Source organism: Nostoc sp., from assembly GCF_036917775.1.
In the GTDB taxonomy this organism is placed as follows: Bacteria; Cyanobacteriota; Cyanobacteriia; order Cyanobacteriales; family Nostocaceae; genus Nostoc.
On the sequence record NZ_JBALEQ010000113.1, the window covers coordinates 133,305 to 146,414 of the forward strand.

Annotated in this window: 8 protein-coding genes and 1 pseudogene; 3 read left to right on the forward strand and 6 right to left on the reverse strand. The window is 42.1% G+C overall.

Translation table 11 applies throughout. From position 1 onward, the window contains the following. Positions 1–120: 120 nt before the first annotated feature. The 4 genes from V7K69_RS23220 to V7K69_RS23235 form a co-directional block, all read right to left on the reverse strand. Entirely contained in the window at positions 121–1,464 is a 1,344-nt protein-coding gene (locus V7K69_RS23220; RefSeq protein WP_335038667.1) for a hybrid sensor histidine kinase/response regulator, read from the reverse strand. After that, positions 1,461–4,292: a CHASE2 domain-containing protein gene (locus V7K69_RS23225; RefSeq protein ID WP_335038669.1), complete on the reverse strand. Its 2,832-nt coding sequence runs from the start codon at positions 4,290–4,292 to the stop codon at positions 1,461–1,463. The genes V7K69_RS23220 and V7K69_RS23225 overlap by 4 nt, the downstream gene beginning before the upstream one ends. Positions 4,293–4,470: 178 nt before the next feature. Further along, complete coding sequence (locus V7K69_RS23230) at positions 4,471–5,523, reverse strand: DUF928 domain-containing protein (RefSeq protein ID WP_335038671.1); 1,053 nt, start codon at positions 5,521–5,523, stop codon at positions 4,471–4,473. A gap of 262 nt (positions 5,524–5,785) precedes the next feature. Then, complete coding sequence (locus V7K69_RS23235; protein WP_335038673.1) at positions 5,786–8,338, reverse strand: CHAT domain-containing protein; 2,553 nt, start codon at positions 8,336–8,338, stop codon at positions 5,786–5,788. Positions 8,339–8,998: 660 nt separating this feature from the next. Between V7K69_RS23235 and V7K69_RS23240 the strand changes: the two genes are divergently transcribed. Further along, positions 8,999–9,277, forward strand: a complete 279-nt coding sequence (locus tag V7K69_RS23240) for a hypothetical protein (protein ID WP_335038675.1) — start codon at positions 8,999–9,001, stop codon at positions 9,275–9,277. A gap of 765 nt (positions 9,278–10,042) precedes the next feature. Beyond that, positions 10,043–11,656: an NAD(P)H-quinone oxidoreductase subunit 4 gene (locus tag V7K69_RS23245; RefSeq protein WP_335038677.1), complete on the forward strand. Its 1,614-nt coding sequence runs from the start codon at positions 10,043–10,045 to the stop codon at positions 11,654–11,656. A 178-nt stretch (positions 11,657–11,834) separates the two neighbouring features. Here the strand turns inward: V7K69_RS23245 and V7K69_RS23250 are convergent, their stop codons facing one another. Beyond that, on the reverse strand, positions 11,835–12,221 hold the full coding sequence (locus V7K69_RS23250; RefSeq protein ID WP_335038679.1) for a CVNH domain-containing protein: 387 nt from the start codon (positions 12,219–12,221) through the stop codon (positions 11,835–11,837). A 167-nt stretch (positions 12,222–12,388) separates the two neighbouring features. Between V7K69_RS23250 and V7K69_RS23255 the strand changes: the two are divergent. After that, positions 12,389–12,526 (forward strand): annotated as a pseudogene (locus tag V7K69_RS23255) (element excision factor XisI family protein); the annotation flags it as partial. 14 nt (positions 12,527–12,540) lie between these two features. Here the strand turns inward: V7K69_RS23255 and V7K69_RS23260 are convergent. After that, positions 12,541–13,101: an antibiotic biosynthesis monooxygenase gene (locus tag V7K69_RS23260; RefSeq protein WP_335038758.1), complete on the reverse strand. Its 561-nt coding sequence runs from the start codon at positions 13,099–13,101 to the stop codon at positions 12,541–12,543. Between the last annotated feature and the right edge of the window lie 9 nt (positions 13,102–13,110).

The window sequence follows — 13,110 nt, forward strand, 5'->3', positions numbered from 1 at the left end:
GAACTAAAGTTCTTATTATCAGCTATTAAGCATTTACACATCTGCCATATTAAAAAATTTTTAGTCTTTGTCTTTTTGCCAATGTTATTGAGTCTTAAAGTCAAGATGATACTCAGAATACTAGCCTAAAGCGATCGCAGAAATTTTCTTTCGGTCTACTGAAGTTGCTAGAGTAATAATAAACTTCGTTCCCTGACCAGAAGTTGACGAGCAGTTGATTTGTCCATTGTGTTTATCCATAATAATTTGGTAGCTAATAGCTAATCCTAGCCCAGTTCCTTTTCCCACAGGCTTTGTTGTAAAAGATGGCTCAAAAACTCTCGCTTGCACTTCAGGAGGCATACCAAGAGCGTTATCTTCGATGCAAATTGTCACGGTTTGTTGCTCATGCTGGATTGATGTAGTGATCGTGATAGTGTGAGGGCTAGCAGCAGCTATTTCCTCAACTGAGCGGTTTTGATAGAGGTCATCAAAGGCATCAATGGCATTGGCGATAATATTCATAAATACCTGATTCAGTTGTCCGGGATAGCAAGTGATTGGAGGTAACTCACCATATTGTTTAACAACCTCGATTACAGAGCGATCTCCTTGGTCTTTGAGTCGATGTTTTAATAGCATTAAGGTACTATCAATTCCCTCGTGAATTTGAAACTCCACCATAGATGAGATATCAGATCGAGCAAAGGTTCTTAAAGAAAGGCTGATATCCTTGAGACGACCAATTCCCTGCTCCATTGAACCCAAAATTTTTGGTAAATCTTCAACTAGATACTCTAAGTCAATTTCTTCAACAAGTTCTTCAATTTCTGGGTCTGGATGTGGTAACTTTTGCTGTTGGAGATCCACCAAACGCAGAAGATCCTTGACATATTCCTCAATATGAGAGCAATTTCCACTAATAAAACCAATCGGGTTATTAATCTCATGACCTATCCCTGCAATAAGTTGTCCAAGGGTGGACATTTTCTCACTCTGGATTAGTTGTAGTTGGGTGTTTTGTAACTGTTGGAGAGATTGGGTTAATTCTGCGGTGCGTTCTTGCACTCTTTGTTCGAGGGTACGGGTAAGATAGGAAATTTTCAAATGTAATTTTAATCGAGCAATAACTTCTTCTTGCTGGAAGGGTTTGGTAATATAATCAACTGCACCAATTTCTAGTCCTTTCACTTTGTCTGTGGCATCGGCCAAGGCAGTCATAAAAATGATCGGAATATTCTGAGTGATGGAATTGGCTTTCAACCTGCGGCAAGTTTCAAATCCATCAATACCCGGCATCATGATATCTAGGAGAATGAGATCGGGAGCAGAATATTCTGTTTGTTCAATGGCGGATTCTCCATCGGTTGCCATAAGTGTTTTCCAACCACATCCCTGAATCGCTTCTGATAGCACTTTAAGATTGTTGGGATTGTCATCTACCAAAAGGATATGCATTGGTTTTAAGAGAGATTCGATCATCATTGACGTGACTCTGTTGTTACAAAAGATTTAAGAAACTTACGGATTTTTCCGGTTTGGAAGTTGGCAGTAAATTTGCTCAACTCATGTGCGAAAGGAGTTAGCTGACTATCTTGCTTAGTTAACTCTTTTATGATTTCCTCAATTGCTGGAATATCTCCCATCATTGCCAGATGATAAAGTTGTTGCAAAACATCCGGTGATGGCAGAACCAATTCAGCATCAGCTTTCTGTTCAGACTGGTAAAATGACTTTTGAAGTGTGGATTGATCGTAAATCCACTCTACTTTTAGCAGCGATTTCAGTGCATTAAATAGTTCATCAATTTGCAGAGGTTTCGGCAAGAATGCTGTGGCCCCTGCCTGAAAACTTCGTTGCCGATTTTCCTCGAAGACGCTGGCACTAGAAACAATAATTGGAATAAAACGAGTTTGTGGATTTTCTTGTAAATGAACCATTAGCTCAAAGCCATCCATGTTAGGCATAGCTAAATCAAGGAGAATCACATCTGGGTGATGTTCAGTTACCATCTGTAGTGCATATTTGCCATCGCTTGCTTCTAAGGTTCGACAGCCAATTTCTTGGAGCAAACTGATCAACATAGAACAATGGTTAGTATCATCATCAACAATGAGAATTTGAGGTGCAGTACCCCGAATTCCGGTGATTTTTTGATGGGTTAGGGCTGCTGCTACGCTCGTCGTAGATATCGCTTCTATTTGCCAGTCATGGGAGACTGGTACTGGTACCAATAAATCTAGCCAAAAGAGACTACCTTCACCCAGATGACTCTGTACTTGAATTTGGCTGCCCATCAATGCTGCAATTCTTTGACTGATTGCTAATCCCAAGCCAGTACCTTCAGATTTCCGCCCTGCTTCACCTACTTGCTCAAAAGCCAAAAAGATTTTCTCTAATTGGTCTGGTGACATCCCAATGCCTGTATCTTCAATCTGGAAGCGAATCTTCTGATGTGTCATTTGTCCATTGTCATTTGTCATTGGTTTCAACTCTTGATCAATGACGAATGACTCATGACTGATGACATCTACTTTGAAGGTGACGCTACCGGTGTCTGTGAATTTGATAGCATTACCTAGTAAGTTGATCAAAACTTGCCTTAGTCGCTTTTCATCCACTTCAATGGCAACTGGTAGGCGATCGCTGATTAAAATATTAAATGAAATGCCTTTCTGTTTTGCTCGGATACTGCAAATCTCGGAGACACCATGTAAAAAAGTGTGCAGATGTACATTAGTCGTAACCAATTCTAATTTACGAGCTTCAATTTTTGAAAGGTCGAGAATATCATTGATTAGCATCAGCAGGTGTGTCCCACATTGGTAGATTATGCTGACACCTTCCAGATTTTTCTCTGTCATGTTTGGTGATACTTCTAGCACCTGAGCAAAACCAAGGATGCCATTAAGCGGTGTGCGTAGTTCGTGGCTCATATTTGCCAAAAACTCGCTCTTTGCTTCGTTAGCAGCATCAGCAGCTTGCTTGGCCTCAAGCAGTTCATGAGTTCGCTCTTCAACTTTGAACTCCAGAGTTTTGGAATAATCTAATAGTTGAGCATTGGCAATTTCTAGTTGCTGATTTGCTTCTTCTAACCGCCTCTGTTTATAGGCATTTGTTGTTGCAATTACACTGCTGATGAATGCGGCTAAAGCAGGTGTGACTGGAATCAGAATGCCATGTAAAAACATCCCATAGCCACCTACCACAAATATGCCACAGATGCCTATACTTGCCCAGAGAATTTTGCCACCAGGAATCCGCATCCTGCGACTGGATAAGAACCAACTACCAGTAGAGCCGATCGCAGACCAAAAAATAATCCAGAGCGACACAGCCCCGCCAGAAAAGCCGTACAGGTTTGTCTTCCCTGTTTTTGCCCCTTGCACCAGTTGATGGGCAATATTGGCATGGACAACAACCCCAGGCATGGTTTTTTGGGCAGAGATCCAGGAGGAACTGAAGGGTGTATTAAAGAAGTCATTGGTACTAGCGGCGGCTGATCCAATAAACACCATCCGATCGCGCATTAGGTTGGCTGGAATTCTCCCTGCTAAGACATCGCGCATGGAAACTGTCCGAAATGCCGCTTCTGAACCATGCCAATTGAGCAGAATTTGATAGCCGCCTAAATCAGCATCAGAGTAGCCTGCTTCTTGATTGTCTAGTGGTAGGTAAATTGCTTTACCCAACTGAAACTTTTGCTGCTTCGGGTCAATGCTTTCTAAGGTAATTTTGTCAGCTTCTAGGTACTTGAGCGCTACAAGAGTTGCTAGCCCAGCTTTGAGCGTGTTTTGCTCTTTGGCATCAACTGCCGTCAGGAGGGCGCGGCGGACAAAGCGATCGCCATCCAACACCAAATCTGCTAACCCTACTTGATTAAGTTTTTTCAACTCAGGTGCCGGATTGACGCGCTCCCCGGTGATTTTCTCAACACCGATTAAATTAGGAGTGCTACGAAAGATTTTTACAAGTTCTTCATGTCCGCTTCCCTCTGGTAAATCTCGATAGAGATCCAGTCCGATGGCTCTGGGTTGCTGCGCCCGAATCTTTTCTAGTAATTTTGCTAATGCCAAATCTGGAATTGGCCATTTACGCACCGATTGAATATCGCGTTCATCGATTGTGACAACCACAATCTCATCCGCTATCGTCTCCTGTGATCGCTGACGAACCCATTCATCACGAATTTTCCATTCAGGCAAATTGAAAAATCCCAACGATTGCCCGACAATGACAGTCAGGGCAACAGTGGGAGTAATAATCAAAACACTACGAGTATGTTGGATAAAGGTTTGGAATCTACGCCACATGGTGACTGGGGATTAGGGAGTAGGGAGCAAGGAGAGGGAGCAGCAAGCAGGGAGCAGGGGGAGCAGGAGAGCAGGGGAGCAGGGGGAGAATTCGTAACTTCTAACTCTTCACTACTCACGAGCTAAACGCCCCGCTACCCCTAACAGCACTGTTTTACCCGATGCCCCATACCTAAAATTACTTCGTAGATACTAATAACGGAGCTGTGACAATCTCCTTCAAGCTAACTGAGGAGAGTAGTTCTTCCCATTGCTTGTTAAGAGTTACATTGCTCGGTTGAGTGCTATGTAGGGCTGCAAGTGTTTCCACGCAGTCATACCAAACACCATGTTTACCAAAAGCCGTCGCCCGCTTCAGAGTATCTTTTTGCTCCATTGCTGTTGTCAGTTCAGCATTAGGCTTGATGCGCTGAATCCAACCATCGACATAAGGCGTATTTGGGCCGAGCTGTCCATCAACTTTGACAGCTAGAAACCAATGGTAGTTTTTTCCAACTGCTAAAGCGGGTGCTTCGGCTGGTAATTTGACAGCAACTACCCCAGCTTTGAGAGCAACGGGAATGGTCATTTGATACTGTGTATTGCCAGCTTCATCCTTCAGGCTGAACACAGCTTCTTCTGCATTAGAAGCAGGAAGATATACTAGAATTGTGGGACGTTCAGACACTGTTGTGCCATAGAAGTTTTGGGGTATGAGTGCAATTAGGGCTGCTGGGCCTGCTGCACCTAAAGTTGAAGGATTTAAGTAGTAAGTACCAACCCGAGAAGCTCCTCCACTTGCCTGCTGAGGAGCATTTTTCTCTGCGCTAGGTGTAAAGAGTTCGCCTCTAGAAGCTCCTCCGGTTGCTTGTCTGGGAGCGCTTTTGCCGGCACTAGGTGTAAAGAGGTCGCCTCTGGAAGCTCCTCCAGTTGCTTGCCTGGGAGCGCTTTTGCCGACACTGGGTGTAAACAGACTACCACGGGAAGCCCCTCCAGTTGCTTGTCTGGGAGCGCTTTTGCCGGCACTGGGTGTAAACAGACTACCACGGGAAGCTCCTCCAGTTGCTTGGCTGGGAGCGCTTTTGCTAGAAGCAGGGATAAAGAAATTACCACGGGAAGCTCCTCCGGTTGCTTGGTTGGGAGCGCCATTGTTGATTGGTGGGGTAAATGTAACAGCATTGGCACTATTCAATGTAGTACTGGTGAATAAAGCGATGACGCTTAATGCACTAGCTAAATATCGACGTTTCATGATGTAACACCTTATTTGAGAAAAGTAATACTAAATACATTGATTCTGATTGTGGGAAAAAGCCGGATAAATTTTTTCGGCTGAGAGTCAAAGGCTTCAATACCTATTAAAAATATAAACGAAACCTGACTTTTATACCGTAAAACTTTGTACAAGTTACAATGTTTTTACTACGTAACTTTACTTAGTAAAAAGGAGATGCAGAAAGTAGAGCGAAGCTTGGGTTTAAACCCCTTATTAAATCTCCTTCCTGCTAACTTCTTTATAGCCAGTTACCAACCAAAACAAAGGCAGACCAAAAGAAAGGATCGTGGAAATCAGTTTGACGGATTAAGTTGATTTGGGCTTGTCGCAGTGCTTCGGCTTTAGTAATTTTGGGCTGTCGCAATTGCTCATAGAAACGCGTCATCAGCATCTCGGCTGCTTTATCTTTGACAGGCCAGAGAGTGGCAATGGTTGATCGGGCACCAGATTTTACAGCCAAGCCTGCTAGTCCAAGAACGGCGCGATCGTCACCTGCGGCTGTATCACAAGCACTCAGTACTAGTAACTCAATTGCTTTCGATGATTCACCACCCCGATTTTTGAGAAGTTCTGACAATTCCTTAACGTTGACTTCTCCATCCCAAGTTAGTAGGAAGGTATCTTCAAGGCGGGAGCTAAACTGTCCGTGGGTTGCTAGATGGACAACATCAGCGCTACTAGATTTGACGCGACTGGCAAGGGCTTGACTAGTGAATTGCTGGTTGAGCAACATCGAAGAGCGGACTGCCTTCGAGATTTGCTTAACTTCTAATTCTACAGCAGGCAAAGCACTGAAACCATTTCGAGATTGGCTGATACCGCCGACGATCGCATTAATGTGATTTCCTTGGAGCGATCGCGCACTCATCAATTGCATTCCCGGTGAGAGGGCAACAGCATACTTTTCGATCAGATATTGCTTCCCGTCATACAAAGCTGATATGGGAATATTACGTAATCGACCATCCAAAACAAATACTAGTGTTTGGGTATCTTTAAAAGCTTGATCCATTTCGGCAGGACGAATTAACCAACTATAAATTTCTTGGGACAAGCGATCGCGCTCTTTGGAGTTGGAGACAGGATTTAGGGCAACTAATAATTTTTCTAGAGTTTGTTCGATGTCCGCTTGAGATTTTTGTGTCACATAGTAACGCAACGGTTGTCCGGTTTTGGAAAGAATTACTGCTAGGCGATCTGGCAAGATAATCGGATAAACAACGGTTGCATTGGGGTCAATTTGGTCAATCTGCTGAGATATATCTAAGCAAGCTTCCCGAAAAAAGTTATCGAGTTCTGCAACTTGGAGTGCCTCAATCAAGTCACGAGCTTCCATTAGTTCTGCTTGACTGGGTTGCTGATCTAGGAGTAAACCTACAAGTTCTCGGTAAACAGGCTCCACACTTTCACGGAAGGAGAACTGAACATCGGGGTTGACTGAAACTAAATCTCCCCTGATTGATTTTAAAGCTTTGACTGCTTCAGTATAAGCAGTAATTGCTTCAGGGCGATCGCCCTGTTCTTTATACAACTGTCCCACCTGCCAAGCAGATTGAGCAATGATATCCTCAGCTTGGAGTTGACGTGCAATGTTGAGGGATTTCTGAGTTAACTCCTGCGCTTGTGATAATTGCTGTGTACGACGATAGAGTTTTCCCCACTGATGCAGTGCGTAAGCTTCTGCTTGAGCATCCTGGAGCTTCTGTGCAGACTTGACTGTGACTGCCATGAGTTGCGCCAGGTCTTTCATCGGTATGATTTGGCTAGAATTTGACTGCCGATTCAGTGAGGCAACAAAATTAATAGCCGCGTAGAGAGAGGTATGACTGGGGGGCAGCTCTGTGAGTTGTTTTAGTAATTGAGGCGCGAGTGGGGTAGCCAATTCAGGCTTGTCATAGTCGAGGAAAAGTTTGAAATGCCCTAAACGTGCCTGTAAGCGATCGCCTGGATTTGTTGCTACTTGTTCTGCTTGTTCAAAGTAATCCAATGCCGTCTTTGGATCTTTTAAGTCTACGGCGGTTTTTCCTAAGCTTAGTAGGATGGAACTCAACTGAGGTGTAGTTTCAATTTTACGAGCGATCGCTAAACTTTGCTCTAACACCTGTTGGCTCTTGCCAGAGTCGCCAATCATCAACAGAGCTAAACCCAGTGATCTTAGCCCACTAACTTTAATTTCCGAATCTGGCATTGCTCCTAGCTTTTGATTTAGCTCCTCCAACTGCTGTTTAGAACGGCGATAAAATCCCAAACTTTGTAAAGCTTGTGCCTGGTTAATTTGACTACCCAAGCTGCCCATTTTATCGCCTGCTAGATCATAATATTTTTGAGCTTGTTGCCAACTTTCGAGAGCAGTTTCGGCTTTGCCATTGTGCAATTGCAAATTTGCTTTGGTATTGAGTGCCTGGGCCCAGAGAATCGCATCAGCAGAGGGAATAGAGGTTTGTAAGAGTTTTAAGCTTTGCTCAATAGACTCTTCGGCTGCTTTCCATTGGTTAAGTTCCTGTTGTGCCAGTGAAAGGTAACTTAAGCTTAGGGCTTCGTTAAGGCGATCGCCTTGAGTATGGTAGTTTTGTGCTGCCGTTTGCCAAATCATCACGGCTTCTGCAAAGTGTCCTGAACGGTAGAGGTTTCGTCCCTGTTCTATCTGGTTAGTAGATGCTGGGGCATTCAGAGTAGATTTTGCTGATACTTGCACAGATGCTTTAACAGGAGTAATAGTCACTGCCAAACACAAGCTTAAAATACTCAGACCAATATATAGCCAACGACGTTCTTTGATTGGGAAAGCCATAAATAATTACTAATACCTTAAAGGATAGTCACACCACTCACTTAAATATTGCCCAACTGATCGTGCAATCTATCACTTCTAGCTTTCACGGAACGTTATTTTTTGAGCGATGGCATAAAACTTAAATACTGTCCTGTATCATTCTGAACGGAAATCGCCGCGATCTTCAGCCCTAAAAAAGCCGTGCTGCACTAGCTAGCATAAATTCAGCTACTATGTCAATTAACTCGACAAGTAGGAGTGATTCATGAATTGCTCCTACTTTGTAATTTCTTTGTTTTTATCTGAGGTCGAAATCTCTGACTAATCTTATTTTGCGATCGCTAGCGACGAGCTAATAGCCACGCTAATTCAACGACTCAGTAATCTGTTTAATCGTCACCCTTACCTGCGGCATCTCCTACTTCCAAATAATCATGATGGGAGCATCCCTAATCTTTACTGCTCCAAATTGCATTCATTCTTACGACAGATATCTTGTTAGTGAGATTATGTCTATTAACATAGTTCTAATCTCAGCAATTAGATGCTTGGAAAAAGATTTATCTACATGATTTAATATCATTAAGGTATTTACAACTCAATGTAATCCTATTTTCAATAGACCTTCCAATAGTTTGTGTAAGTTAATCATTTGTAACTAGGTAGCAGTTTTAAATAATGGAAAATACATTAATTGATAAAACCTTTCGTGACAGCGATGGCAAAATTGTTTTAGCTCAGATGCCAAACCTACCACTGATTGTTTGGATAGTAACCACTTTACTCGCTCTAATTTTTACAAGTGGTAAAATCAATACAGTTTTAGAAGTGGTAGCAAATGGCTCTTTGTTTACTTGGGCGTGGCTGGAATTATTTCAAGGGGTCAATTATTTTCGTAGAGCGTTAGGTCTTGCTGTATTGATTGGGATTATTGCATTAAAAATTCAGTATTCATAAATAACTCAGCAATTTAGGATTTAGGACTTACGCAAAAATTGCCAAAAAGGTTAATTTATCGCAGATGAAGAAAAGAATTTTTAGAGTGTGCGTAAGTCCTAATAATTAAGCAAAATTATGGTTCTTCAGTACGCTATCTCAGCTAAACTGTAACTTTTCCAAACATACAATAAAGCCGACGTTGTAAGAACCATAGAAAAGCTAGCCAGTTGGGAATCCCTAAAATTCATGGACGAATAAACTCTATCGGGTATCTTTCCAAAATTGTCGAAATGGTGAACGCATTGTAAAAGTTTATCCAGAATGATAATTACTCGAAATTGTTGCAATGATATTTAAAAGCCAGATTTTTCCCCTCGAAAACCAATCTGCAACTGTTAGGCTTGCTCTTCTTTCCACGTAATATAGTTTACACAACACTGTGCTTCAACATACTGACGCAGCTATAATCCCAGGTTTTGCAACTTGGCACTGTAGCTGCGTCGATATTTGATGTCAACCGACAATTAAACTTAACTAGAAAAATGTAACTGTATTGTAACGGTGGCTTTAGTTGACGTTGCAAAAGTTTACATTTAGAATGGAAAGCGGCAAAATACGATAAGTATTTATTCTTATTTATCCTGATGATTTGAGATTCAATGAGTATATATTCTTGTAAATAGTTAAGATTAACTCTTCTAGAGTTCAAGATAGTTTACAAAAGTATAGATTCCTTAATATAATGAAATCAAAAGTGAAAAGGCAAATTGATTGTCAGAAGTGATGAATGCTATTGAATTTCCCTGGCTAACAGCCATAATCCTCTTACCCTTGGTGGCTGCCTTAGCCATACCCCTAATCCCAGACAAAGAAGGTAAAACTGTGCGTTGGTATGGTCTGGGAGTTGCGATCGCTGACTTTGCACTGATGATTTATGCCTTTTGGTATAAGTACGACTTTCAGAGTTCAACACTCCAACTTGTAGAAAACTATCCTTGGATACCGCAGTTAGGTTTGCATTGGGCTGTGGGGGTTGACGGTTTATCGATGCCCTTATTGCTTCTAACAGGCTTAATAAATACTCTCGCAATCTTCGCGGCTTGGAAAGTTACCACCAAGCCGCGATTATTTTATGGTTTGATGCTAGCGATGTACAGCGCCCAACTTGGCGTATTCGTCGCCCAGGATTTGCTATTGTTCTTCCTAATGTGGGAAATCGAGTTAGTGCCGGTTTACCTGCTGATTTCCATCTGGGGAGGACAAAATCGCCGTTATGCGGCTACCAAATTCATTCTTTACACCGCCGCCGCATCAATATTCATCTTGATTGCCGGTTTTGCAATGGCATTCTCTGGAGATAACGTCACCTTCGATATGGCGACTCTGGGAATGAAAGAATACCCCAAAACCTTGGAATTATTGGTTTATGCAGGTTTCTTAATTGCCTTCGGTGTGAAGTTACCAATTTTCCCCTTACACACTTGGCTACCTGATGCCCACGGTGAAGCATCAGCACCCGGTTCGATGATTTTGGCTGGTGTGTTGTTAAAAATGGGTGGTTATGCCCTGATCCGCTTCAATGTGGAAATGTTGCCCAATGCCCATGTAACTTTTGCACCAGTGCTGGCAATTTTGGGTGTAGTGAATATTGTCTACGGTGCTTGCTGTGCCTTCGCTCAAACCAATCTCAAACGGCGCTTGGCTTACTCTTCAATTGCCCACATGGGGTTTGTGCTGATTGGGATTGCCTCCTACACAGAACTGGGTATAAGTGGTGCAGTGCTACAGATGGTATCTCACGGCTTGATTGCTGCTAGCTTGTTCTTCCTGTCTGGCGTGACTTACGATCGCACCCACACCTTGATGATGGATAAAATGGGTGGAATGGCCAAGGTAATGCCCAAAACCTTTGCTTTGTTTACCATTGGTTCAATGGCTTCTCTCGCCTTACCCGGAATGAGTGGCTTTGTGGGTGAGTTGATGGTATTTCTGGGTATTGCTACCAGTGATGTTTACAGTTCCAGCTTCAAAATTGTAGTCGTCCTGCTGTCAGCCGTTGGCGTGATTTTGACACCAATTTATTTACTATCGATGCTGCGTCAAGTGTTCTACGGAGAACAAAGTGAAAAGTTACACTTGGATGCTGTAATATCTGATGTCAAACCCCGCGAAATATTTATTACCGCTTGTTTGTTGCTGCCAATCATCGGAATTGGTTTTTATCCGAAATTAGCAACGCAGACTTATGATGTTAAAGCAATAGAATTAGCTGCCCATGCTCGTCAAGTTTTACCAGTTGTTGCTCATCAACAACCATCAAGTCTGTACTCGCGGATTTTTACAGCACCAACATTGGCTAATTCTCAAGTTGAAAGTTCGATTAACATTTCTGAGTAAATTAACTTCCCATTAAGGGGTCTGCAAGTAAATTCTAAATTATTAGGGCAATAAAGGGGTAGTTACATAACTACCCCTAAACTTTTTGTATTAGTCAAGTAGATTTTTATGTAGGGGCAATACCCTGCGGGAAGTCACTTTGCGTCTACATGAATTGCCCCTACCGTGTAGTTAAAAATCATTCAAATTTGAGAGTTCCATTAATATTAGCAATGTGTTCATTAAGATCAATATATGTTCCAAGATATGTCTGTCCGTCAGCTCTCTCGCATTCAGCACGGAGTCTGCTAGCACCAGCTAAACCAATATTGTCACAGGTCAGAGCAAATTTATCTCCATCCCAGTCTAATGTTCCATCAAGATTGGCGATATATGGATTTAAGTCGATGGAAGTTTTAGAAGGAGTATATCCATCGGCTTTTTCACAAGTAGCCGTTAGGGTTGAGCCTTCAATACTAATATCTTTACAAGTCTGAGAAAATTGACCAGTTGCCCAAGCGTTACCGATGACTAAATTAAAGCTTAGGAAGATAGCACACAAAAAAGTTGCACAAATTTTCAGCATTAGTCCTCTGTCCTAAATTAGATAATTGGTTAAACTAAGAAGAAATTTTATACTGCTGTATTTTTCTCTGTTTAAAAGTAATAGTTTTTAACTATACCTGTTAATCTACGAGATAATACGCAAATGTTAAGCTTCTCTAAGAGACGCTACGCGAATGAGCAAACGAAAAAATTTGGATTCAATACGATGGTACTGAAGGAGGTATCGCCAATGAACTTATTGGTAGAGGCATATCCCAAAAAGATATTGTTTTAGCTTTTCATTCTCCCTTTAAAAGACAATTTACCCAGTTTGCTGTTGGTTAAAGTAATTTCAATTGCTAAACTTTTCGTGATTTAGGATATAGCCAAAAGCTAAACAAACGGCTAACTCTAGGCATGATAATATATGTCAACAGCAAAACCATAGTAATCGTAACGATCAACGAAATAATCAAGGGTGGTAAACCACGAAGTAGGGGGACTATAAACGTACTCAACAAATTAATTAACACATATACGGCTCCCCAAGTTAGCAATGCTATTTTGTAGCGCGGTGGAGTTTTCAGTGGTTGACCGGGAAGAGAAAACCAAGCCTCTAATCCACAGATTTGTTGAACATCAGGATCAGATTCAACCAAATGCTTACCTTGATTCAGCCAATATTCGCGATCGCGCGATGTCATCCACACCTTTAAATTGTCATAACCGTCAAACCGAAAGATAATCACATATTCGTTTCGTACCCCAAGCTGCGGACGAATCACATTTGTTCCGAGATGACCCGTATAGGTTCTGGAAACCCTGGTAATATCTTTTAACCAAGCTTCATAAGCGGTTTCGCATCCTGGTTTGACAACTTGTGTAATGACTACGGTTACAAATTGATCGTCCTGTTCCATCTCCATTAG